General features: G+C 65.5%; 20 protein-coding genes and 1 tRNA gene. 13 read left to right on the top strand and 8 right to left on the bottom strand.

Translation table 11 applies throughout. The features are described 5' to 3' along the window. The first annotated feature begins 62 nt into the window (after nucleotides 1-62). On the top strand, nucleotides 63-1,004 hold the full coding sequence (locus tag ADE01S_RS02235; protein WP_305954983.1) for a LysR family transcriptional regulator: 942 nt from the start codon (nucleotides 63-65) through the stop codon (nucleotides 1,002-1,004). Between the two features lie 106 nt (nucleotides 1,005-1,110). On the opposite strand, the gene ADE01S_RS02230 is transcribed toward ADE01S_RS02235, so the two are convergent. Next, nucleotides 1,111-1,186, bottom strand: a tRNA-Gly gene (locus tag ADE01S_RS02230). A gap of 332 nt (nucleotides 1,187-1,518) precedes the next feature. Between ADE01S_RS02230 and murB the strand changes: the two genes are divergently transcribed. After that, nucleotides 1,519-2,553: a UDP-N-acetylmuramate dehydrogenase gene (gene murB / locus ADE01S_RS02225; RefSeq protein ID WP_062679816.1), complete on the top strand. Its 1,035-nt coding sequence runs from the start codon at nucleotides 1,519-1,521 to the stop codon at nucleotides 2,551-2,553. An 89-nt stretch (nucleotides 2,554-2,642) separates the two neighbouring features. On the opposite strand, the gene dapB is transcribed toward murB, so the two are convergent. Both dapB and ADE01S_RS02215 read right to left on the bottom strand, forming a co-directional pair. Further along, nucleotides 2,643-3,434, bottom strand: coding sequence for a 4-hydroxy-tetrahydrodipicolinate reductase (dapB, locus tag ADE01S_RS02220; protein WP_062679815.1), 792 nt, complete (start codon nucleotides 3,432-3,434; stop codon nucleotides 2,643-2,645). 16 nt (nucleotides 3,435-3,450) lie between these two features. Beyond that, nucleotides 3,451-3,987 carry an outer membrane protein assembly factor BamE gene (locus ADE01S_RS02215; protein ID WP_062679814.1) on the bottom strand — a complete coding sequence of 179 codons (537 nt, stop codon included), beginning with the start codon at nucleotides 3,985-3,987 and terminating at the stop codon, nucleotides 3,451-3,453. A gap of 153 nt (nucleotides 3,988-4,140) precedes the next feature. Between ADE01S_RS02215 and fur the strand changes: the two genes are divergently transcribed. Beyond that, the gene (gene fur / locus ADE01S_RS02210) at nucleotides 4,141-4,560 is read left to right on the top strand and encodes a ferric iron uptake transcriptional regulator (protein WP_062679813.1); all 420 of its coding nucleotides are present in this window, start codon (nucleotides 4,141-4,143) and stop codon (nucleotides 4,558-4,560) included. A gap of 336 nt (nucleotides 4,561-4,896) precedes the next feature. On the opposite strand, the gene recN is transcribed toward fur, so the two are convergent. Together recN and ADE01S_RS02200 are read right to left on the bottom strand one after the other, a co-directional pair. Next, the gene (gene recN, locus ADE01S_RS02205; RefSeq protein WP_062679812.1) at nucleotides 4,897-6,558 is read right to left on the bottom strand and encodes a DNA repair protein RecN; all 1,662 of its coding nucleotides are present in this window, start codon (nucleotides 6,556-6,558) and stop codon (nucleotides 4,897-4,899) included. A 13-nt stretch (nucleotides 6,559-6,571) separates the two neighbouring features. Next, on the bottom strand, nucleotides 6,572-7,471 hold the full coding sequence (locus ADE01S_RS02200; RefSeq protein ID WP_062679811.1) for an NAD kinase: 900 nt from the start codon (nucleotides 7,469-7,471) through the stop codon (nucleotides 6,572-6,574). Between the two features lie 138 nt (nucleotides 7,472-7,609). Between ADE01S_RS02200 and hrcA the strand changes: the two genes are divergently transcribed. The 7 genes from hrcA (at nucleotide 7,610) to dnaJ (ending at nucleotide 14,346) form a co-directional block, all read left to right on the top strand. After that, nucleotides 7,610-8,614, top strand: a complete 1,005-nt coding sequence (gene hrcA / locus ADE01S_RS02195; RefSeq protein ID WP_062679810.1) for a heat-inducible transcriptional repressor HrcA — start codon at nucleotides 7,610-7,612, stop codon at nucleotides 8,612-8,614. Between the two features lie 46 nt (nucleotides 8,615-8,660). Next, complete coding sequence (gene hemH, locus ADE01S_RS02190) at nucleotides 8,661-9,752, top strand: ferrochelatase (RefSeq protein WP_062679809.1); 1,092 nt, start codon at nucleotides 8,661-8,663, stop codon at nucleotides 9,750-9,752. Between the two features lie 12 nt (nucleotides 9,753-9,764). Further along, complete coding sequence (locus ADE01S_RS02185) at nucleotides 9,765-10,001, top strand: hypothetical protein (protein ID WP_062679808.1); 237 nt, start codon at nucleotides 9,765-9,767, stop codon at nucleotides 9,999-10,001. A 131-nt stretch (nucleotides 10,002-10,132) separates the two neighbouring features. Continuing rightward, nucleotides 10,133-10,687 (top strand): nucleotide exchange factor GrpE, encoded by a 555-nt coding sequence (gene grpE, locus ADE01S_RS02180; RefSeq protein ID WP_062679807.1) that lies wholly within the window; start codon nucleotides 10,133-10,135, stop codon nucleotides 10,685-10,687. Nucleotides 10,688-10,701: 14 nt separating this feature from the next. Beyond that, nucleotides 10,702-11,106: a thioredoxin family protein gene (locus ADE01S_RS02175; protein ID WP_062679806.1), complete on the top strand. Its 405-nt coding sequence runs from the start codon at nucleotides 10,702-10,704 to the stop codon at nucleotides 11,104-11,106. A gap of 80 nt (nucleotides 11,107-11,186) precedes the next feature. Next, a complete protein-coding gene (gene dnaK, locus ADE01S_RS02170) occupies nucleotides 11,187-13,112 on the top strand; it encodes a molecular chaperone DnaK (RefSeq protein ID WP_062679805.1) in 1,926 nt (641 codons plus the stop codon). Nucleotides 13,113-13,221: 109 nt separating this feature from the next. After that, nucleotides 13,222-14,346, top strand: coding sequence for a molecular chaperone DnaJ (gene dnaJ, locus ADE01S_RS02165; RefSeq protein WP_062679804.1), 1,125 nt, complete (start codon nucleotides 13,222-13,224; stop codon nucleotides 14,344-14,346). Between the two features lie 328 nt (nucleotides 14,347-14,674). Here the strand turns inward: dnaJ and ADE01S_RS02160 are convergent, their stop codons facing one another. Both ADE01S_RS02160 and ADE01S_RS02155 read right to left on the bottom strand, forming a co-directional pair. Then, the gene (locus ADE01S_RS02160) at nucleotides 14,675-15,064 is read right to left on the bottom strand and encodes a DUF4148 domain-containing protein (RefSeq protein ID WP_062679803.1); all 390 of its coding nucleotides are present in this window, start codon (nucleotides 15,062-15,064) and stop codon (nucleotides 14,675-14,677) included. Nucleotides 15,065-15,351: 287 nt separating this feature from the next. After that, nucleotides 15,352-18,108, bottom strand: a complete 2,757-nt coding sequence (locus ADE01S_RS02155; RefSeq protein ID WP_062679802.1) for a M16 family metallopeptidase — start codon at nucleotides 18,106-18,108, stop codon at nucleotides 15,352-15,354. Between the two features lie 123 nt (nucleotides 18,109-18,231). Here ADE01S_RS02155 and ADE01S_RS02150 point away from each other — a divergent pair, with 123 nt between their 5' ends. The 3 genes from ADE01S_RS02150 (at nucleotide 18,232) to ADE01S_RS02140 (ending at nucleotide 20,120) form a co-directional block, all read left to right on the top strand. After that, entirely contained in the window at nucleotides 18,232-18,831 is a 600-nt protein-coding gene (locus tag ADE01S_RS02150) for a GNAT family N-acetyltransferase (protein WP_062679801.1), read from the top strand. Nucleotides 18,832-19,053: 222 nt separating this feature from the next. Then, nucleotides 19,054-19,431 carry a hypothetical protein gene (locus ADE01S_RS02145; RefSeq protein WP_062679800.1) on the top strand — a complete coding sequence of 126 codons (378 nt, stop codon included), beginning with the start codon at nucleotides 19,054-19,056 and terminating at the stop codon, nucleotides 19,429-19,431. Between the two features lie 131 nt (nucleotides 19,432-19,562). After that, nucleotides 19,563-20,120 (top strand): GNAT family N-acetyltransferase, encoded by a 558-nt coding sequence (locus ADE01S_RS02140; RefSeq protein WP_062679799.1) that lies wholly within the window; start codon nucleotides 19,563-19,565, stop codon nucleotides 20,118-20,120. Nucleotides 20,121-20,191: 71 nt separating this feature from the next. On the opposite strand, the gene ADE01S_RS02135 is transcribed toward ADE01S_RS02140, so the two are convergent. Then, nucleotides 20,192-21,364 (bottom strand): vWA domain-containing protein, encoded by a 1,173-nt coding sequence (locus ADE01S_RS02135; protein ID WP_062679798.1) that lies wholly within the window; start codon nucleotides 21,362-21,364, stop codon nucleotides 20,192-20,194. Nucleotides 21,365-21,386: the final 22 nt, after the last annotated feature.

The following is a 21,386-nucleotide window of genomic DNA, read 5'->3' as shown; positions in this document are numbered from 1 at the left end:
CGATGGAGACTGCGCGGATGGAGAGAGCGGAATACTATAGTGGGCCTGTTTTTATTGTTTTCATGAATAGTAGGGGCTCGATGCGAATCAACCTTCGTTCCGTGGATCTGAACCTCCTGGTCATGTTCGACGCCCTGATGGCTGAACGTCATGTGACTCGGGCGGCGGCGCGGGCCGCCATGAGCCAGCCGGCCATGAGCAATGCGCTGACGCGGTTGCGCGCGCTATTCAAGGACGAACTGTTGGTGCGCACCGCCAACGGGATGGAGCCCACTCCCCGGGCGCTGGAGCTCAGGGACGCCATTCATCAGATCCTGCTGCAGGCCGAGCGGCTGATGCACAGCGATGCGCTCTTCGAGCCGGCGACATCCAAGCGCTCCTTCACCATCCGGATGTCGGACCTGGTGGGCTCGCTGGTGCTGCCGGGCTGCATGCACCGGCTTTCCTCCGTTGCCCCGGGCATTTCCCTGGATGTGCTGCACATCGCGCCGGAGCGCTCCATTCGCGCCCTGGAGGAGGACCAGCTCGATTTTGCCGTCAGCTTCGAGCTCTCCCATGGGCGCACGATCCGTTCGGAATCATTGCTGTCGGACAGGATGGTGTGCGCGATGCGGCGCGGCCATCCGCTGAGCAAGGGCCGATTGACGCTGAAGCGCTTCCTCGAAGCCCGCCATCTTCGCGTGGCGATGAGCCCCACCGATCTGCGTTTCGTGGATAGCAAGCTCGCCGCGCAAGGCCTGAGCCGCGAGATCGCGGTCAATGTGCCCCAGTGGCTGCTGATGCCTGAGATGTTGCGGGAGACGGATTTGCTGGGAGTGGTCTCCGAGCGCTTCGGAAGCAAGCTGACGTCGCAGGGCATCGTCTGCAAGCCGCTGCCGTTCGAGTCGCCCGAATTTGAATGGCGGATCTACTTCCACCAACGGCATGCGCACAGCAAGGCGCATTCGTGGATGAAGCAGCTCGTCATCGATGTCGCGCAGGCATTGCCCCGCGGTGAGGCGTAGCAGGGGAGCGCGGCGGCTGCCCGGAAATGCAAAAAGGCCGAAAGTATGATCTTTCGGCCTTTTCAATTGCCCTTGGACATTTAGGAATGCCCAGGAGCAAGAATCCTGGAGCGGGAGACGAGTCTCGAACTCGCGACCTCAACCTTGGCAAGGTTGCGCTCTACCAACTGAGCTACTCCCGCATGAGTTCCGTGCTGCATTGCTGCGATGCTCAGAACCGTTTCTTATTCACTCCGACCAACTTGGTTATCGATCAGAAGGCGCGCATATTACATGGTTTTTTTGAGTTTGTCATTTGGCCTGATGTTTTCGGTCTTGGGTTTTGGACATTGAACCTTGGGCCTTGCTCACTCTCACTGCGCGTGCGCAGTTATCGAACAAGCCCGGATCAAAGTCAAAGCCAAAGTCAAAGCGCGTTCCGGTTAAGGATCGATCCGCTAAAGACCATTCAGCGCAAACACTCAATCAAGTAATATGAGCGAAGACAGAAACTATAGCACAGCCCGTCGTACCCATGTCAAATTCCTCCGCGTCTCCTACCTTGTCCCCCGTCATCCAGGACCTCACCCGGCTGAATACGCTGGGCCTGGTGTCGCGGGCCGACGCGTTCGTGACGCTGACCGATGCGGCGCAATTGCCGGCGCTATCGCGGCTGGCGAGCGAGGCGTCGTCCCTGCTGGTGCTGGGCGGCGGCAGCAATCTGGTGCTGCCGCAGCGGGTGCCGGGGCTGGTGGCGCGGGTGGCGTTCAAGGGCGTGCGTTTGCTGGAGGCGCGGCCGGACGCCTGGGTGGTCGAGGCCGCTGGCGGCGAGACCTGGCATGGTTTCGTGGAAACCTGCGTCGGCCAGGGATGGGACGGCCTGGAAAACCTGGCGCTGATCCCCGGCACCGTGGGTGCGGCGCCGGTGCAGAACATCGGCGCCTATGGCGTCGAACTGCAGGAACGCTTTCTGGGCTTGACCGCCTGGGACGTGCGCGCGGGCCGCCTCGTCGACATGAACGCGGCGGACTGCCGCTATTCGTACCGCGACAGCGTGTTCAAGCATGACGAGCCGGGACGCTGGGTGATCGTGAGCGTGCGTTTCGCCTTGCCGCGGCCCTGGCGGCCGGTGCTGGGCTATCCCGACCTGCAGCGCCACGCGAGGCTTGCGGAGGGCGCGCCGACGGCGCGCGACGTCTTCGACGCCGTGTGCGAGATCCGCCGCGCCAAGCTGCCCGATCCGGCCGTGACGGGCAATGCAGGCAGTTTCTTCAAGAATCCCATCGTGTCGGCCAGCGCGCGCGATGCGCTGGCGGAACGTTTCCCCAGCCTGGTCTCGTACGCGCAGGCGGACGGCCGCTACAAGCTGGCCGCGGGCTGGCTGATCGACCAGTGCGGCTGGAAGGGGCGGGCGCTGGGTGCGGCGGGCGTGCACGACCGGCAGGCCCTGGTGCTGATCAATCGCGGCGGCGCCGGCGCGGCCGACATCATGGCGCTGGCGCGCGCCATCCAGGCCGCGGTGTACGAACGCTACGGCGTGCGGCTGGAGCCGGAGCCCGTGGTGGTCTGATACGCCGGCCGGCCACGTCGAGCGGCTTCCGGCTTCCCGACGACGCAAAAAAAGGACCCCGAGGGGTCCTTTTCGTTGCCGGGGCGGGATCAGAGGCCGAGCACCGATTGCATGTCGTACAGGCCATTGTGCTTGCTTTCCAGGAAGCGGGCCGCGCGCAACGCGCCTTCCGCGTAGGTGGCGCGGCTGGACGAGCGATGCGTGATCTCGACGCGTTCACCGATGCCGCAGAACGACACGGTGTGGTCGCCGACGATGTCGCCGCCGCGCAGGACGGAGAAGCCGATAGTGCCGGGCTTGCGCACGCCGGTGTCGCCGTGGCGGCTCCAGGTAGCGACGTCCGGCAGCGCCACGTCCCAGGCCGAGGCGATGGTCTCGCCCATTTTCAAGGCGGTGCCCGAGGGCGCGTCCACCTTGTTGCGGTGATGGGCTTCGAAGACTTCGACGTCGTAGCCGGCGTTCAGGATGCGGGCGGCCATGTCGAGCAGCTTGAGCGTGGCGTTGACGCCCACGCTCATGTTGGGCGCGAACACGATGCCGATCTTCTGCGCGGCGACTTCGATCGCGGCGCGGCCGTTGTCGTCGAAGCCGGTGGTGCCGATGACGGCCTTCACGCCGTGCTTGACGCAGGCTTGCAGATGTTCGAGCGTGCCTTCCGGGCGGGTGAAGTCGACCAGGCAATCGGCCTGGGCGAGGGCGTCGAGATCGTCCGTGATGGCCACGCCGGTCTGCTTGCCGAGCGGGGCGCCGGCATCCTGGCCCAGCGAGGCCGAACCCTGGCGGTCCAGCGCGACCGTCAGCTGCAGGTCGGTGGAGTTCAGGACGGCGTCGATCAGCATCTGGCCCATACGGCCGCTGGCGCCGGCGATTGCGATACGCATGGCGGGGTCCTTGGAATTAATTGAGCGGCTCGGGCGCGTTGCCCGGTTGGCCGGGGTACTGGTTCAGCGGGCTGACGGGCGCGGCGGAGTCGCGCCGGCTTTCGGCCTCGTCTTCCTTCTGGCGGGCCTCGTCTTCGCTCAGGCGCTTTTCCGCCTTCTCGTCGGCCGCCGCGTTGGGCGTGTTGATCTGGTAGGGCTGCAGGTCGGGCTGCTTGTCGCCTTCCCAGCGCACCAGCCGGTCGTTTTCGAACCAGACGGTGAATTTGCGCTCCTGCGCGTCGCCGTAGCCCGGCTTGAAGTAGTAGGGGTAGTCCCAGCGATTGGCGTGCAGCACGCTGGTCAGCGTGGGGCTGCCGAGGGCGAAGCGCACCTGCTCGCGAGTCATGCCCGGTTGCAGCAGGGCGACCTGTTCCTGGGTGATCCAGTTTCCTTGCTGGACACCGGCCTTGTAGGGGAAGCCCCACTTGTCCCCCGTGCATCCGGCCAGGGCGACGGCCAGGGCGGCGACGGCCAAACCGGTCTTGAGCGAGCGGGAGGGAATTCGTGCAATCATGGACACTACGCGCCCCTATTATTTGGAAGCAGACAAAACCGTTATCATAAAGGTTTCATAAGGATAGTTCCGCGTGGCGGCAGGAATTCGGTGAGCCGGCTCGCGGTGCACCCATCCTTGCCCATGCCAACGCGGACGGAGAGCGATTACACCATGAGCGACCAAAGCGAACTGAAGAACATGGGTTTGAAGGCGACGTTCCCGCGCCTGAAAATTCTTGATATTTTCCGGAAATCGGACCAGCGGCACCTCAGCGCCGAAGACGTCTATCGCGCCCTGATCGGCGAAAACGTCGAAATCGGCCTGGCCACCGTGTATCGAGTCCTGACCCAGTTCGAACAGGCCGGCATCCTTGCCCGCAGCCAGTTCGACAGCGGCAAGGCCGTGTTTGAACTCAACGACGGGGACCACCACGATCACCTGATCTGCACGAATTGCGGCAAGGTGGTCGAGTTTTCCGATCCGGAGATCGAAAAGCGCCAGCAAAAGATCGCCAAGGACAACGCCTTTGCCCTGGAAAGCCATGCCATGGTGCTCTACGGCATCTGCGGCAGTTGCCTGAAAGGACGCTGATCCGAGGCAGGTCCTCCGGTCCGTGGCTGCGCTCGCAGCGGGCCAGTGAATTCCAAAGCCCCTTCGCATCGAAGGGGCTTTTTTTGTGGCCGTCGGCGGCAAGGAAGCGCCCCTAGGACAAAAAGCTCCCTTGGGGGCAGCTAGCCCCGGAGGGGCGCGGCGTGGGGGCTCCTTTTTTCCGCCGGGCCGCCCCAAGGAAAAAAAGCCCCCTTGGGGGGCAGCTAGCCCCGGAAGGGGCGCGGCGTGGGGGCTCCTTTTTTCCGCCGGGCCGCCCCAAGGAAAAAAAGCCCCCTTGGGGGGCAGCTAGCCCCGGAAGGGGCGCGGCGTGGGGGCCCTCTACACGCTTGCCTGGCCGAAGCCTTGCAGCATTTCCCTGGCGTGTTCGCGCGTGGTGGCGGTGAGCTTGATCCCGCCCAGCATGCGGGCGATTTCTTCGACGCGGGCGGGGGCGTCCAGCTCTTCGATGCTGGACCGGGTGGTTCCCCGCGATTCGGATTTGCTGACCAGGAACTGGTTGTTGGCGCAGGCCGCGACCTGGGGCAGGTGGGTCACGCACAGGACCTGGTGGCGTTCGCCGAGTTCGCGCAGCAGCTTGCCCACGACCTCGGCCACCGCGCCGCCCACGCCGCTGTCGACTTCGTCGAATATCAGGGTGGGCACGCGCGCGGCGCGGCTGGCGATGACGGACAGCGCCAGCGAGATGCGCGACAGTTCGCCGCCCGAGGCCACCTTGGCCAGGGGGCGCGGCGTGGTGCCGGCATGGCCGGCGACCAGGAATTCGACCTGCTCATTGCCGTGGGCGGCAGGCGCCGAAGGGGTGAGCACCGGTTCGAACTTGCCGCCCTGCATGGCCAGCGTCTGCATGGCCTGGGTGACCAGCTTGCCCAGGTCCTTGGCGGTTTTGCGGCGGGCGGCCGTGAGCTTCGCGGCGGCCGCGTCGTATTGCGCCTGGGCGGCTTGCGCCTGGGCGCGCAGCGCATCGATGTCGCCCGCGGCCTGCAGCGCCGCCAGTTGGGCATGCAGGGTTTCGCGCAGTTCGCACAGGGCGTCGGGCTCGGTGCGGAATTTCCGGGCGGTCTCGAAGACCAGCCCCAGCCGGTTTTCCACGGTGCCGAGCCGCTGCGGATCGAGGTCGACGCGGCTGACGTAGTTGTTCAGGTCGGACACGGCTTCGCTGATCGCGATGCGCGCGGATTCCAGTTCGTCGTACACGCCTTGCAGGCCGGGATCGTGGCGCAGCATCTGATGGATGCGCTGGTTGGCCTGCGTGACCCGGTGATGCGCCGAATCGCCTTCGCCGTCCAGGGCTTCCAGGATCTGCGTGGCGCCGTCCAGCAGGGACTGCGCATGCGACAGGCGCGTGTGCTCGGATTGCAGCGATTCCCATTCGTCCGGGCCGAGGGCCAGATGGTCCAGTTCGTCGACCTGCCATTGCAGGCGGTCGCGCTCGGAAGCCAGGCTTTCGGCGTCTTTTTCGGCGGATTCCAGCTGGCGCGCCAGCGCGCGCCATTGCTTCCAGGCCTGGCCGGCCGCGTGGCGCAGTTCGCCATGGCCGCCGTGGGCGTCGAGCAGGTCGCGCTGGGCGTCGGGGCGCATCAGGCTCTGGTGCGCGTGCTGGCCGTGGATGTCGACCAGGCTGTCGCCCAGCTCGCGCAACTGCGCGACGGTGGCGGGGGTGCCGTTGATGTAGGCGCGGCTGCGGCCCTGCGCATCGATGACACGGCGCAGCGAGAGCTCGGCGTCGGCGTCGATCTCGCGTTCCGCCAGCCAGGCATGCAGCGCCTTGGGGGTATCGAAGACGGCGGTGATGTCCGCGCGCGGCGCGCCTTCGCGCAGCATGCTCGCGTCGCCGCGTTCGCCGAGGGTGAGCGCCAGCGCGTCCACCAGGATGGATTTGCCCGCGCCGGTCTCGCCGGAGAAGACGGTGAAACCGGGGCCGAAATGGATCTCGGTCTGTTCGACGATGACGAAATCGCGGATATGCAGGGTGCGCAGCATGTCGGGGCGCTTACTACTCTACGTTGTCGGAGGCTTGGGGCATCAGGTTCCAGTGCAGCTTGCGGCGCAGGGTGGAGAAGAAGCTGTAGCCCTCGGGGTGCACGAAGCGGATGGCATAAGGCGCGCGCTGCACGACGATGCGGTCGCCCGGTTGGAGGTCGGACCAGGTCTGCATGTCGAAATGCACGCTGGCGCCCACCTCCACGCGGCCCATGGCCGTCAGCGTCATGTTGAGCACGCCCGTGTCGGGAATGACGATGGGGCGGTTGGACAGCGTCTGCGGCGCGACCGGCACGAGCACCATGGCGTTCATGCCGGGATGCAGGATGGGGCCGTTGGCCGACAGCGCGTAGGCGGTGGAGCCGGTGGGCGTGGCGATGATGAGGCCGTCGGCGCGCTGCGTGTACATGAAGGCGCCGTCGAGCTCCACCCGCACTTCGATCATGCCGCCGCGCCCCGCGCGGTTCAGGACCACGTCGTTCAGGGCGGTGGCGGAGTACATTTTCTGGTCGCCGCGCCACACGCTGCCTTCGAGCAGGGTGCGTTCCTCGATCTGGAAGCTGCCTTCGAGCACGCGCGCCAGCGCGCCGTGCGCGTCCTGCAGCGCGATGTCGGTAATGAAGCCGAGCCGCCCGTGGTTGATGCCGATCAGCGGCACGCCGAAGGGCGCCAGGTGGCGGCCGGCGCCGAGTACCGTGCCATCGCCGCCCATCACGACGGCCAGCGACGCGGTCTGGCCGATTTCTTCAAGCGTGGCGACGGGGTACTCGGTCAGCCCGGTGTTGCGCGCCGTGTCCGCGTCGATGAGCACGTGCCGGCCTGCCTGCGCCAGCGCATGGGCGAGCGCGCGCAGCGGTGTGTCCAGGCCGGTGTCCTGGTATCTGCCGATCAGGGCGACGGTAGGAAAATGCATGGCTGCGTATCCAAAAAAGGCGGGCCGGGAGGCCGAAACCCGCCCGGAATGGGCTGTTTAGCCGATTATATGGGGCCGCATATCGGCTTGCGGGACAAAAATCGCCTCAATCGGAAAAGTTTCCCTAAAATACCTGTTATGGATGACCGTGCACGCGCACTACTGAAAGCGTTGATCGAACGCTATATCGCCGATGGGCAGCCAGTCGGCTCGCGGACGCTATCGAAAGTCTTCGATTTGTCCCCTGCCACGATCCGCAACGTCATGGCGGACCTCGAAGAACTGGGCCTGATCCACAGTCCGCATACCTCCGCCGGCCGCATTCCCACGCCGCGGGGCTACCGCATGTTCGTCGATTCCCTGCTGGCGGTGCAGTCCTACCAGCTGGAGCCCCACAACATGGGCGAGATGCTGGCGGCGGCGGAGCCCACCCGGGCCGTCAACGCGGCGGCGGCGCTGCTCTCCAACCTGACCCAGTTCGCCGGCGTGGTGTTGACGCCCAAGCGCGCGCAGGTATTCCGCCAGATCGAATTCATCCGCCTGTCCGACAAGCGGGTGTTGCTCATCATCGTCACGCCCGACGGCGACGTCCAGAACCGCATTCTTTTCGTCCAGCGCGATTACGCCGAGTCGGAATTGCTGGAAGCCGGCAATTTCTTCAACATGCACTTCGCCGGCAAGTCCTTCAACGCCGTGCGCCAGACCCTGTCCACCGAACTGGCCCAGTTGCGGGAAGACATTTCGCGCCTGATGCAGGCGGCCGTCGAGGCCAGCGCGGAAGCCGCCGAGGACGGCGACGCCATGGTGATTTCCGGCGAGCGCAAGCTGCTGGACGTGACCGACATCGCGTCCGACATGGATCGCCTGCGCAAGATGTTCTCGCTGTTCGAGAAAAAGACCGATCTGCTGCAGCTCCTGGATGTCTCCAGCCGCGCCCAGGGCGTGCAGATCTATATCGGCGGCGATTCGCAGCTGGTCCCGATGGAAGAAGTCTCCGTCATCACCGCGCCCTACGGGGTGGACGGCAAGGTGGTGGGCACGCTGGGCGTGATCGGCCCGACGCGCATGGCGTACGAGCGCGTCATTCCCATCGTGGACATCACGGCGCGTCTGCTGTCCAACGCCCTCAGCCACAATCAGTAGGTCCCATTCACAGCGACGTCCTCCTTGCGGAGGAAGGGGAGTTTTTGTGTTTCTTCGCCTGTTCAAGTACTTGTGGCCTGAACGGTACCTGCCGGAACCCGAGCAGGACGACCCCTTCAATGAAGACCCGCCGCCGCGCGGACCCGGCAAGGTCGGGGTGCTGCTGGTGAATCTGGGCACGCCCGACACGCCGGGCAGGAAGGACATCCGCAAGTACCTGGGCGAATTCCTGTCCGATCCCCGGGTGATCGAAATTCCCCGCTATCTCTGGAAGCCGATCCTGCATGGGTTGGTGCTGACGATGCGGCCCAAGAAGCTGGAGCCGCGCTATACCGGCGTCTGGATGAAGGAAGGCTCGCCGCTGATGGTCTACAGCGAGCGCCAGGCCGATGGCGTGCGTGCCGCCCTGCGGGCGGCTGGCATGGACGTCGTGGTGGAGCTGGGCATGCGCTACGGCAACCCGTCCATTCCCGACGCCATCGCCCGGCTGCGCGAACAAGGCTGCGAGCGCATCCTGACCGTGCCGCTCTATCCCCAGTACGCGGCCAGCACCACGGCCACGGTGGTGGACGCGGTGACTCGCCACGCGGCGCGGCTGCGCGACCAGCCCGAACTGCGCTTCATCAAGCGCTTCCATGAAGAACCCGGCTACCTGGACGCGTTGGCGGGCCGCATCGAGCGGTTCTGGCAGGAGAACGGCAAGCCGCAGAAGCTGGTCATGAGCTTTCACGGCCTGCCGCGCTATTCGATCGAGCTGGGAGATCCGTACTACCGCGATTGCATGGATACCGCGCGCCTGCTGTCGGACCGGCTGTCCTTGCCGCGCGAGCAGATCGAGGTGACGTTCCAGAGCCGCTTCGGCACCGCCCGCTGGCTGGAACCCTATACGGAACCCACCCTGAAGGCGCTGGCGGCGTCGGGCACCACGGAGGTCGATGTGGTGTGCCCGGGTTTTGTGGCAGACTGTCTGGAAACCCTGGAAGAGATCAGCCTGGAATGCCGCGACGCCTTCATCGGGGCGGGCGGCAGGCAGTTCCGCTACATCCCCGCGATCAACGACGATCCCGCCTGGATCGCCGGGCTGTCCGGCCTGGTGGAACGGCACTTGCAGGGGTGGCCCACGCAATCACGGACTTGAAGGAGAAGGCGCATGCACCATGATCCCAAGACTGGCAAGGTAGTGAAAAAGGGGACGGTTAGCACCCCGGTGGACGAGGATCAGGTCGAGCACGAGCTCGACGAGGCGCTTGCGGAAACCTTTCCGGCCAGCGACCCCATCGCTGTCCACCCCGAGCCCGACGACGACGACGAGCGCATGGACCGCGCGCTGAAGGAGAGCTTCCCGGCCAGCGATCCGGCCGCGCCCGCGCAGCCTTCCAAGAAATAGGGACATAGCCGGGCGGGGCGGCCGGCCTTCCGGGGCCCCCGCCCAGGGAATATTTCGCTTTCCCGGGCTTGAAATAGGGGTATTGGCCCCCATTCATGTCTGCGAAAGCCATTCTTTTTGGAGGATTCCCCATGACGGCACCCCACGAGCCTGCTGACCAGGCGCCCGAAATCGGCCAGAGCGCCGACGCGGCCCCCGCCGCCCAGGACGCGCAGGCCGAGCTGAACGAGTTGCGCGCCCAGCTGGACGCCGCCCAGGCTACCGTCAATGAACAGCGCGACCAGGTCCTGCGCGCGCAGGCCGAAGTCGAGAACGTGCGCCGCCGCGCCCAGGAAGACGTGTCCAAGGCGCGCAAGTTCGGCATCGAGTCGTTCGCCGAAAGCCTGGTTCCCGTGAAAGACAGCCTGGAAGCCGCCCTGGCCCAGCCCGACCAGACGGTCGAAGCGCTGCGCGAGGGCGTGGAAGTGACGCTCAAGCAGCTGACCGCCGGCTTCGAGCGCAACCTGCTCAAGGAAATCGCGCCGGCGCAGGGCGACAAGTTCGACCCGCACCTGCATCAGGCCATTTCGTCCATCCCCAACGAGCAGCCCGCCAATACCGTGGTCCAGCTGCTGCAGAAGGGCTATTCCATCGCCGACCGGACCCTGCGCCCGGCGCTGGTGGTGGTGTCCGCCGGACAGGGCTGAGCGGCCCGCGCGCCATGACCGACCCCCGCTTCGACCCGGCCCAGGTATTCCAGGTGTTCGGCATGCGCCATGTCGACACTGCGGGCTTTGACGCCGCGGTGGTGCAGGCGCCGGGGGCGGACCTGCGCTGCGTGTTCCTGTGGGGCCAGGATTGCTATAACTGCAACCTCTTCAAACAGGCCGCGCTGCTGCATCGGGAAACGCTGCTGGGGCTGGACCTGACCTGGTTCGAGGCCGACGTCTACGCGGACGAACCGCTGGGCCGGCGCTTCTCCCTGCATGGTGTCCCCACTTTTGTGCTGTACCGGGCCGGAAAGCGCCTGGGACGTATCACCGGCTGGCCCGGGCTGCCCCAATTCACGGCGGCAATCCGGCGCCTGCAGGAAACGCCTACGGAAAATTCGAGCCAGGCGTCTTGAAAAACCCTGCGGGCAGCCCCAGTTACGTGGGGACAAGAAGTTTCTCCCTATTTACACAGATTCAATCAAGGTAACCCACCATGAGCAAGATTATTGGCATTGACCTGGGCACGACCAACAGCTGCGTGGCTGTCATGGACGGCGGGCAGGTCAAAATCATTGAAAACGCGGAAGGCGCTCGTACCACTCCCTCCATCGTTGCCTACATGGACGATGGCGAAACCCTGGTCGGCGCGCCGGCCAAGCGCCAGGCTGTGACCAACCCGCGCAACACCCTGTACGCGGTGAAGCGCCTGATCGGCCGCAAGTTCGAGGAAAAGGCGGTGCAGAAGGACATCAACCTGATGCCCTATGCCATCGTCAAGGCCGACAACGGCGACGCCTGGGTGGAAGTGCGCGGCAAGAAGATGGCGCCTCCCCAAGTGTCGGCCGACGTGCTGCGCAAGATGAAGAAGACCGCCGAGGACTACCTGGGCGAAGAAGTGACCGAGGCCGTCATCACCGTGCCCGCCTACTTCAACGACAGCCAGCGCCAGGCCACCAAGGACGCCGGCCGCATCGCCGGCCTGGAAGTCAAGCGCATCATCAACGAACCCACCGCTGCCGCGCTGGCGTTCGGCCTGGACAAGACCGAAAAGGGCGACCGCAAGATCGCCGTCTATGACCTGGGCGGCGGCACGTTCGACGTGTCCATCATCGAAATCGCCGACGTCGATGGCGAGAAGCAGTTCGAAGTGCTGTCGACCAACGGCGACACCTTCCTGGGCGGCGAAGACTTCGACCAGCGCATCATCGACTACATCATCGGCGAGTTCAAGAAGGAACAGGGCGTCGACCTGTCCAAGGACGTGCTGGCCCTGCAGCGCCTGAAGGAAGCGGCCGAAAAGGCCAAGATCGAGCTGTCCTCGGCCCAGCAGACCGAAATCAACCTGCCGTACATCACGGCCGACGCCTCGGGTCCGAAGCACTTGAACCTGAAGATCACGCGCGCCAAGCTGGAAGCGCTGGTCGAAGAACTGATCGAACGCACGATCGAACCCTGCCGCGTGGCCATCAAGGACGCCGGCGTGAAGGTTTCCGACATCGACGACGTGATCCTGGTCGGCGGCATGACCCGCATGCCCAAGGTCCAGGAGAAGGTGAAGGAATTCTTCGGCAAGGATCCGCGCAAGGACGTGAACCCCGATGAAGCCGTCGCCGCTGGCGCCGCCATCCAGGGCTCCGTGCTGTCGGGCGACCGCAAGGACGTGCTGCTGCTGGACGTGACGCCGCTGTCGCTGGGTATCGAAACCCTGGGCGGCGTGATGACGAAGATGATCCAGAAGAACACGACGATCCCGACCCGGTTCTCGCAGACCTTCTCGACCGCCGACGACAACCAGCCGGCCGTGACGATCAAGGTGTTCCAGGGCGAGCGCGAAATCGCCGCGGGCAACAAGGCCCTGGGCGAGTTCAACCTCGAAGGGATCCCGCCGTCGCCTCGCGGCATGCCGCAGATCGAAGTCACGTTCGACATCGACGCCAACGGCATCCTGCACGTGTCGGCCAAGGACAAGGGCACCGGCAAGGAAAACAAGATCACCATCAAGGCCAACTCGGGTCTGTCGGAAGACGAGATCCAGCGCATGGTCAAGGATGCCGAGGCGAATGCCGAGGAAGATCACCGCGTTGCCGAACTGGCCCAGTCGCGCAACCAGGCCGACGCGCTGGTGCACGCCACCCGCAAGTCGCTGACCGAGTATGGCGATAAGCTCGAAGCTTCCGAAAAGGAAAGCATCGAAGCCGCCATCAAGGAACTGGAAGACACGCTGAAGGAAGGCGACAAGGCCGCGATCGACGCCAAGGTGGAAGCCTTGTCCACGGCCTCGCAGAAGCTGGGCGAGAAGATGTACGCCGACATGCAGGTGCAGCAAGCCGCCGGCCAGCAGCAAGCGGCCGACAACGCGAAGCCGGTGGACGACAACGTCGTCGACGCCGACTTCAAGGAAGTCAAGCGCGACCAATAATGGCCGGGCGCTGACCTGCCTCTGCCGCCCGGTAGCCGGAGAAATCCGCCTACCGGGCGTACTCATTCTGTAGCACTGAAAAGAAGGCTCGTTTTCGAGCCCACGGATCATGGCAAAACGTGACTATTACGACGTCCTGGGTGTGGCGAAGAACGCCTCGGACGACGACCTCAAGAAGGCCTATCGCAAGCTGGCCATGAAGTATCACCCGGACCGCAATCCGGACAGCAAAGAAGCCGAAGAGAAGTTCAAGGAAGCCAAGGAAGCCTACGAGGTCCTGGGCGATGAACAGAAGCGCGCCGCGTATGACCGCTATGGCCATGCGGGCGTGGACCCCAACGCCGCCGGCATGGGCGGCGGCATGGGCGGCGGCTTCGCCGATGCCTTCGGCGATATCTTCGGAGAAATCTTCGGCGGCGGCGGCGGGCGCCGCGGCGGGGGCCCGCAGGTCTACCGCGGCGCCGACCTGAAGTACGCGCTGGAAATCACCCTGGAGCAGGCGGCGGCGGGATTCGATACCGAAATCCGCGTGCCCAGCTGGGAAAACTGCGACACCTGCCACGGTTCGGGCGCCAAGCCCGGCACCTCGCCCAAGACCTGCCGCACCTGCGGTGGATCCGGCGCCGTGCGCATGCAGCAGGGTTTCTTCAGCGTGCAGCAGACCTGCCCGACCTGCCACGGCAATGGCAAGGAGATCACGGATCCTTGCGTGGCCTGCGATGGCGTGGGCCGCATCCGCCGCAACAAGACGTTGCAGGTCAAGATTCCGGCCGGCATCGACGACGGCATGCGCATCCGCTCCAGCGGCAACGGCGAACCGGGCATCAACGGCGGTCCTCCGGGCGATCTGTATGTGGAAATCCACATCAAGCAGCACAAGATCTTCCAGCGCGACGGCGACGACCTGCATTGCGAGTTGACCATCCCGTTCACCACCGCGGCCCTGGGCGGCGAGCTCCAGGTGCCGACGCTGGGCGGCAAGGCCGAGATCTCGATTCCCGAAGGCACGCAGTCCGGCAAGACCTTCCGCCTGCGCGGCAAGGGCATCCGGGGCGTGCGCGGCAGCTATCCGGGCGACCTGTACTGCCACGTCGTGGTGGAAACGCCGGTGCGCCTGAGCGACGACCAGAAGAACATCCTGCGCCAGTTCGAGGCTTCGCTGAACGACGGCGGCGACCGCCACTCGCCGCAAAGCAAGTCCTGGACGGACCGCGTGAAGGAATTCTTCAGCTGAATCCGCCGGGGATAGGAAAAAACCGCGACGACGTCGCGGTTTTTTTTCGGGCCGATGGTCCGGGCCGACGGCCCGAGCCGACGCGGCCGGGATGGCCAGGGCAAAAAAAACCGCGGCTTGCGCCGCGGTCGTACTTCAACTGCCTGCTTCTACAGCAACTTCAACTTCAACTTCAACTTCAACTTCAACTGCTACTGCTACTGCTACTGCTACTGCAACGTCAACTTCCAACTTCTACTGCTACTGCTACTTCGACCGCTGCTGTCGCCGAAAAAACCGGCCTCAAACCATGATGCTGCCTGAGGCCGGCCGGGCCACAGCAAGCAGCTCACCGGACGATCGGCGGGTATTCCAGCTCGCCGAACGTGTATTGGCCGCTGGCCTTGGCCTGCGCCAGTTCCGCCTGGACATCGGCGCGCGACTTGGCGCCGGCCGATGCCGTCGAGACGGGCGGGTATTCCAGTTCACCGAACGTGTATTGGCCGTTGAACTTGGCCTGCTGCAGCTGGGACTGGACTTCCTGCGAGCTCAGGCTGGTGGCCTGGGGCAGGGCGGGCGGATAGTCCAGCTCGCCGAAGGTGTACTGGCCGCTGGCCTTGGCCTGTTGCAGCTCGGTCGCCACTTGGGCGCTGCTCTTGGCTTGTTCCACGCCGGCCGCCTGGGCGCCGACGCCTGCCAGGGCTAGGGAAAGCAGAAGGGTGGTGGCTAGGGTTTTCATGGTAGACCTCCAATTCATCTTGAGTGGGGACCGAATCCGGCGGCCCTCCGTCGTGGTTCGTTGTTGTTCCCGATGACTGAATTGTGATCGCTATCCAACCTGGGATAAACCCGTATTTCTTGAAAACATCTTTCCATATAACCGAGTAATTGATTCTTTTCTTCCAATTGTCACCATGGGTGGCATGGTTATCGGCGCCAGGCCTAACCCGGCGGGCAGGCGCGGTGGAGGGAAGGCGAAAAAAAGCCCCGCCGGGGGCGGGGCCTGCAGGGGGTGGCGCAGGACGTTCAGGGCGAGGTCTTCGGCTTGAAATCGCCGGCCACCGCGGTGCTGAATCCGTCCGCGCGCAGGTACTTGCGCAGGGCGGCGTTGACCGCCTCGGGCGTCAGCGCGGAGATCTTCTTATCCATCTCGGCCGACCAGGCGAACGTGCGGCCCCGCTGCAGGTAGTCCAGCCAGGTGCTGGCCAGGACGTCGTCCTGGGCGCGCGCCAGGTTGCGGTAGTTCAGCAAGGCGTTGATGCCGTCCGAGATTTCCTTGTCGGAGAAGCCTTCCTTCAGGACGCGGTCCAGTTCCTCGCCGATGGCCTTTTCGAGGCGTGCGCGGTTCTGCGGCGCGTAGATGGCGTACATGGTCCAGCTGGCCGTGGGCTCGAAAGAGGAGACCGACAGCGAGCTGCGCACGTTGTAGGACAGGCCCTCGGTTTCGCGCACGCGATTCCACAGGCGCGAGGTTTCCGACGCGCCGAACAGGTAGTTGCCCAGGTACAGCGCCGCATAGTCGGGATCCGTGTCCTGCAGCTTCAGCGGCATGCGCGAGATGTAGAAGGCGTTGGCCTTGTCGGGCGTGTCGATGTCGAACTGCTTGGCGGGGATATCGCGGTACGGATTGGGCACGCGTGTGTAGGCGGGCGCCTTCTTCCAGCCGGCCAGTCCGGTCTTGAGCGCCTTTTCCACCGCCGCGGGTTCGAAGTCGCCGACGGCCGAGTACTCGATATTGCCCGCGCCGTAGAACTTGGCGTGGAACTTGGCGAGCGCCTCGCGCGTGAGGCCGCGGGCGCTGGCGAGCGCTTCCTCGAAGGTCGGCACGTAGCGCAGGTCATCGGCGGGCCAGGGGTTGTCCTGGCGCGACAGGGCGCGTCCCGCCAGGGCCGAGGGCTCGGTCATGGCGTTCTGGATCGAGGTTTCCAGCTGGCGCTGGTATTCCTCAAGTTGCTCCTTCGGGAAGTTGGCGTTGCGCACGATGTCCAGCGCCAGGGCGGTGAGCTCGGGCAGGTTTTCGCCCTTGGTCGACATGGCGATCTTGAGCGTGGTGCCGCTGCCGCTGAAGCCGAGTTCGGCCTGCAGCGCGTCCAGGCGGTCCTGGATGTCCTGGCGCGAGAGCTTGGCCGTGCCGCGCGACAGCAGGTCGGCCGCGGCGCTGGCGTTCACGCGCTGGCCGAGCAGGTCTTTCTCGTTGCCGAACTGGATGAGCATCTGCGCCTGCACGCGGTTGCCGCGCGTGGCCTTGGGCAGCAGCGCCAGCTGCACCGGGCCATTGGGCAGCTCAAGCTTCTTGCGTTGCGTCAGCTTGTCGATATTCTCGGGCGAGGGGTCGAAGGCCGAGGCGGCCTTGAAGTCCGGATCGCCCTTGTAGTCCTTGAACACGGCCGTGAGGTCCACGCGTTGCGCGAGCGGCGCGCGCACGGGCTTCTCGGTGGGGATGTAGCGGCCCTCGATGCGGTTGCTCTGCACCAGGTAAGTGGTCGCGGCCTGCTGCACTTCGGCCAGGGTGGCCTTGCGGGCGCGGTCGCGCTGCAGGAAGAACAGGCGCCAGTCGCCGGCGGCGATGGCTTCCGACAGCGCCACGCCGACCTGCTCCGGATCGCTGTAGGTCTGTTCCCACGACGTGAGCCACTTGCTGCGGGCCCGATCCAGTTCCTGCTGCGTGAAGGGCTTCGCGCCGAGCGATTCGAGGGTGCCCGTGAGCGCCTTCATCGCGGCATCCAGGCTCTTGCCCGGGGTCAGCTGCGCGGCGAACATCGCCAGGCCGGGGTCCAGGTTCTCCATGGTGAAGCCGAAGACGCCGGAGGCCAGCTTGGTCGGGACCAGGGCGTGGTACAGGCGGCCGGAAGGCGTGTCGGCCAGGATGGTCGCGGCCAGGTCCAGGGGCACGAAATCGGGGCTGCCGGCGGCGGGGATGTGGTACATCGCGGCCACCAGGGGCGTGCCGCCGGCGCGGCGCAAGGTCACGGAGCGTTCGCCGTCCTGGGCGGGTTCGACGGTGTATTCGGGCGGAAGCTTGCGCTCGGGCTTGGGCAGCTTGCCCAATGTTTCCTCGATATCGGCCAGCGTGGCCTGCGGGTCGAACTTGCCCGCCACGATCAGGACGGCGTTATCGGGCTGGTAGTACTCGTGATAGAAGGCGCGCAGCTGCGCGATGTCGACGTTCTCCACGTCGGAGCGGGCGCCGATGGTGTTCTTGCCGTAGCTGTGCCACTGATACGCCACCGACTGCATCTTCTGCATCAGGATGCGGAAGGGGCTGTTTTCGCCGCTTTCCATTTCGTTGCGGACCACGGTCATTTCCGAATCCAGGTCTTCCTTGGCGATCAGGGAATTGACCATGGCGTCGGCCTGCCAGCCGAGGTACCACTTCAGGGTGTCGGGGTTGGCGGCGAAACTGGCGAAATAGTTGGTGCGGTCGCTGGAGGTGGAGCCGTTGGCCTGCAGCCCGCGGCGCGAGAACTCGCCCATGGCGTTGCGCGTGGTCGAGGTGCCCTTGAACAGCATGTGTTCCAACAGGTGAGCCATGCCCGTCTGGCCGTAGTTCTCGTTGCGCGAGCCCACCAGGTAGGTCATGTTGACCGTCGTGGAGGGCTTGGATTCGTCGGGAACCAGCAGCACCCTCAGGCCGTTGGCCAAGCGGTATTCGGTGATGCCTTCGATCGAGGCGGCCTCCGAGACGCCGGCCGGCAGGCTGGCGGCCCCGGCCTGGAAGGCCAGGAAGGAGGTAAACAGCAGCGCGCCCAGCGGGCGCGGCAGCTTCGATAGGGACAGGCGCATGGCAGACAATTCCTTTGGCATGGCAGAATCCGTTGGAGTGTATACGTTGGCAATGGTTCAGGGGGCCGCCGGGCGATCACGCCGCCCGGGCGCTTTCCGGAACCGCAGGCAAGGAAATCCGGCATGTCCATATCCATCGAGGTCGAAACGCCGCGCCTGGTGCTGCGCCAATGGCTCGCGGCCGACCGCCAGCCGTTCGCGACGCTGAACGCGGACCCGAGCGTCACCGAGTACCTGCTTCCGCTGACCGGGTCCGAGAGCGACGCGCTGGCCTCCCGGCTGGCCGCCGGCATCGACGAGCACGGCTGGGGATTCTGGGCGGTGGAGGCGCCGGGCGTCGCGCCCTTCATCGGGTTCGTGGGCATCAAGCCATTGCCGCCCGCGCTGCCGTTCGCGCCCGGCGTGGAGATCGGCTGGCGCCTGGCGCGGCCGCACTGGGGCAAGGGCTACGCCAGCGAGGCGGCCCGCGCCGCGCTCAAGGTGGGGTTCGAGCAGGTGGGCCTGGACGAGATCGTGGCCTTCACGGTGACGGGCAACCTGCGTTCGCGCGCGGTGATGGAGCGCCTGGGCATGAAGGCGGACCCGCAGTGCTTCGACCATCCCGCCGTGCCGCCCGGCAGTCCGCTGCGTCGGCACGTGCTCTACCGGATCGGCCGCCAGGACTGGCGGGGCCAGGAAAATGGTGACGCAGGCGCGGACGCCGCGCCCGTCGCGGCGGCGTAAGCGGGGCGGAAAGAGGGACGGCAAGGGGCGATTTGAGGTATGCCGGCTTGCGGGTGTAAGCTTTTCAGCAAGTAGTAGCAGTCCGCTGACGGGATGCGCGATAGCCAGCCTGCTGGCTTCCCGTCCAACGCCAGGCGCCGCCCTTAGCGCGCGGCGCTGGCGCTTGTCGTTCGCGCCTTCGCTGCCGGCATCCTGCCGGCGCATCTTTCGGAGGAACGACCCATGCTGACCGAGATCGTCACGCGTGCGCTGTCCCAACTGACCGGAGCCCCCCTGAGCGGCGACGGAATCAAAGGGCAGTTTCAGTACGCTTATGCCAGCGATGACGGCCAATTCGTAGCCATACTGACCCACGATATGACCACCTACGTGGTGGACTTGAGCACGCAACGATATTTTGCGGAGTGCGGCGGTTCGCCCAGGGGGTTTGCCGGGCACGTGCTGGAGATGGAGGGTGTCGCGGCCCGCAGCCATCCCTGGCCCGCCGCGAATGATCTGTTCGACCTGGACATGGATGCCGACGAGCTGTCCTGGCGCCAGTGTCCCGGGCTGCGCCAGGGCCCCGCAGCCGACCGATCTGTGGAGAGCCGCGCCGCCTGAGAGTGGCCAGAAGCGGCAACATTTCACTGAACCGGCGCCTGCGCCGGTTTTTTTTCGGCCCTGTGGCGCGCCGCAGACAGCGCCGGAAAAGGATGCGCCGAGGCGTCCGGGCGCTCGCTACAATTCCCGCCATGACTACGCACGCCGAACCCCGCGCGCCCGAAGGCGCCACCCTGGTCGATTGCACGCACGAGCGTCACGCGGACCAGATCCTCGCCATTTTCAATGAGGCGATCGCCACGTCGACCGCGCTCTACGATTACAAGCCCAGGCCGCCCGAGGCAATGGCCGGCTGGTTCCAGGCGAAGCGGCAGGGCGGTTTTCCAGTGGTGGGCTACGAGAACGCCGCCGGCGAGCTGATGGCGTTCGCCAGCTACGGTACGTTCCGCGCGTGGCCCGCCTACAAGTATTCGGTCGAGCATTCGGTGTACGTGGACGGGCGCTTCCGCGGGAAGGGGCTGGGCGAGGCGCTGATGCGCGAGCTGATCGCGCGGGCGCGGACGAACCAGGTGCACGTGGTGATCGGCGGCATCGACGCGGCCAACCAGGGCAGCATCCGCCTGCACGAGAAGCTGGGCTTCACGCATGCGGGCACGATCCGCGAGGCGGGCTTCAAGTTCGGACGCTGGCTGGACCTGGCGTTCTACCAGCTGACGCTGGAGACGCCGGAGCGGCCGGTAGATGGTTGACGGCCGATGCGATGGGTTGCGCGCGCTTGAGATGGGAGTGCTTGCTCAAGAACTCTCGCGCTGCACCCATCCTACTTTGACAGGACGCGCATGGCCTGTTCCAGGCCGGCGACGGTGACCGGGTACATGCGGCCCTGCATGATGTCGCGCAGCAGGGCGATGGACTGGCGGTACTGCCAGGACGCCGTGGGCTCCGGATTGAGCCAGACCGATTTGGGCCAGGCCTCCAGCAGGCGCCGCACCCACTCCGCGCCGGGCTCCTTGTTGTAGTGCTCGACCGAGCCGCCCGGCTGCAGGATTTCGTACGGGCTCATGGTGGCGTCGCCCACGATGATCAGGCGCCAGTCGGGGTTGTACTTGCGCAGCACGTCCCAGGTGTCGAAGCGTTCGTTCTGGCGCCGCCGGTTGCTCTGCCACAGGCTTTCGTACGGGCAGTTGTGGAAGTAATAGACTTCCAGGTTGCGGAATTCGCTGCGGGCCGCCGAGAACAGTTCCTCGACGCGGCCGATGTGGTCGTCCATGCTGCCGCCCACGTCCAGCAGCATCAGCACCTTGACCGTGTTGTGGCGTTCCGGAACCATGCGCAGGTCGAGGTGGCCGGCATTGCGCGCGGTGCTGGCGATGGTGTCGTCCAGGTCCAGTTCCATATCCGCGCCCTGCCGCGCGAAGCGCCGCAGCCGGCGCAGGGCGACCTTGAAATTGCGCGTGCCCAGTTCGACCTGATCGTCGTAGTCCTTGAACTGGCGCATGTCCCACACTTTGACCGCGCTGCGGTTGCCGGCGGATTCGCCGCCCACGCGGATGCCCTCGGGGTGGTAGCCGCCGTTGCCGAAAGGCGAAGTGCCGCCGGTGCCGATCCACTTGTTGCCGCCGGCATGGCGTTCCTTCTGCTCTTCCATGCGTTCCTTGAAGAGCTCCATCAGCTTGTCCCAGCCGTGCTTCTCGATGGCGGCCTTTTCCTCGGGCGTGAGGCTTTTCTCGAACTGCTTGATGAGCCAGTCCAGCGGGATTTCCTTGCCCGGGGGCAGGGCGGCGGCGATGCCCCGGTAGTACGCGCCGAACGCCTTGTCGTAGCGGTCGTAGAGCGCTTCGTCCTTGACGAGCGTGGCGCGCGCGAGGAAGTAGAAGTCGTCCAGCGTGGGCGCCATGAGGTCCTGGCGCAGGGCGTCCACCAGGGTCAGGTATTCCTTGACCGAGACGGGGAGCTTGTGCGCCCTGAGATGGTAGAAGAAGTCGATCAGCATTTGCGGGCCGCCCCTGGTTGCC

The sequence above is a fragment of the Achromobacter denitrificans NBRC 15125 genome, assembly GCF_001571365.1.
Classification (GTDB): Bacteria; Pseudomonadota; Gammaproteobacteria; order Burkholderiales; family Burkholderiaceae_B; genus Achromobacter; species Achromobacter denitrificans.
Note: the sequence above shows the minus strand (reverse complement) of the source record. Positions and strands in the feature narration are given on the sequence as shown.

Excerpts from the sequence above, each read along its gene's own strand:
- dapB (WP_062679815.1), bottom strand. The coding sequence starts at position 3,434 with ATGCGTATCGCAATCGCCGGCGCCAGCGGCCGTATGGGCCAGATGCTG.
- ADE01S_RS02140 (WP_062679799.1), top strand. The coding sequence starts at position 19,563 with ATGACTACGCACGCCGAACCCCGCGCGCCCGAAGGCGCCACCCTGGTC.
- ADE01S_RS02200 (WP_062679811.1), bottom strand. The coding sequence starts at position 7,471 with ATGCATTTTCCTACCGTCGCCCTGATCGGCAGATACCAGGACACCGGC.
- murB (WP_062679816.1), top strand. The coding sequence starts at position 1,519 with ATGTCAAATTCCTCCGCGTCTCCTACCTTGTCCCCCGTCATCCAGGAC.
- ADE01S_RS02175 (WP_062679806.1), top strand. The coding sequence starts at position 10,702 with ATGACCGACCCCCGCTTCGACCCGGCCCAGGTATTCCAGGTGTTCGGC.
- ADE01S_RS02145 (WP_062679800.1), top strand. The coding sequence starts at position 19,054 with ATGCTGACCGAGATCGTCACGCGTGCGCTGTCCCAACTGACCGGAGCC.
- ADE01S_RS02160 (WP_062679803.1), bottom strand. The coding sequence starts at position 15,064 with ATGAAAACCCTAGCCACCACCCTTCTGCTTTCCCTAGCCCTGGCAGGC.
- ADE01S_RS02215 (WP_062679814.1), bottom strand. The coding sequence starts at position 3,987 with ATGATTGCACGAATTCCCTCCCGCTCGCTCAAGACCGGTTTGGCCGTC.
- ADE01S_RS02155 (WP_062679802.1), bottom strand. The coding sequence starts at position 18,108 with ATGCGCCTGTCCCTATCGAAGCTGCCGCGCCCGCTGGGCGCGCTGCTG.
- ADE01S_RS02150 (WP_062679801.1), top strand. The coding sequence starts at position 18,232 with ATGTCCATATCCATCGAGGTCGAAACGCCGCGCCTGGTGCTGCGCCAA.
- ADE01S_RS02185 (WP_062679808.1), top strand. The coding sequence starts at position 9,765 with ATGCACCATGATCCCAAGACTGGCAAGGTAGTGAAAAAGGGGACGGTT.
- grpE (WP_062679807.1), top strand. The coding sequence starts at position 10,133 with ATGACGGCACCCCACGAGCCTGCTGACCAGGCGCCCGAAATCGGCCAG.
- ADE01S_RS02235 (WP_305954983.1), top strand. The coding sequence starts at position 63 with ATGAATAGTAGGGGCTCGATGCGAATCAACCTTCGTTCCGTGGATCTG.
- ADE01S_RS02135 (WP_062679798.1), bottom strand. The coding sequence starts at position 21,364 with ATGCTGATCGACTTCTTCTACCATCTCAGGGCGCACAAGCTCCCCGTC.
- hrcA (WP_062679810.1), top strand. The coding sequence starts at position 7,610 with ATGGATGACCGTGCACGCGCACTACTGAAAGCGTTGATCGAACGCTAT.
- dnaJ (WP_062679804.1), top strand. The coding sequence starts at position 13,222 with ATGGCAAAACGTGACTATTACGACGTCCTGGGTGTGGCGAAGAACGCC.
- fur (WP_062679813.1), top strand. The coding sequence starts at position 4,141 with ATGAGCGACCAAAGCGAACTGAAGAACATGGGTTTGAAGGCGACGTTC.
- recN (WP_062679812.1), bottom strand. The coding sequence starts at position 6,558 with ATGCTGCGCACCCTGCATATCCGCGATTTCGTCATCGTCGAACAGACC.
- dnaK (WP_062679805.1), top strand. The coding sequence starts at position 11,187 with ATGAGCAAGATTATTGGCATTGACCTGGGCACGACCAACAGCTGCGTG.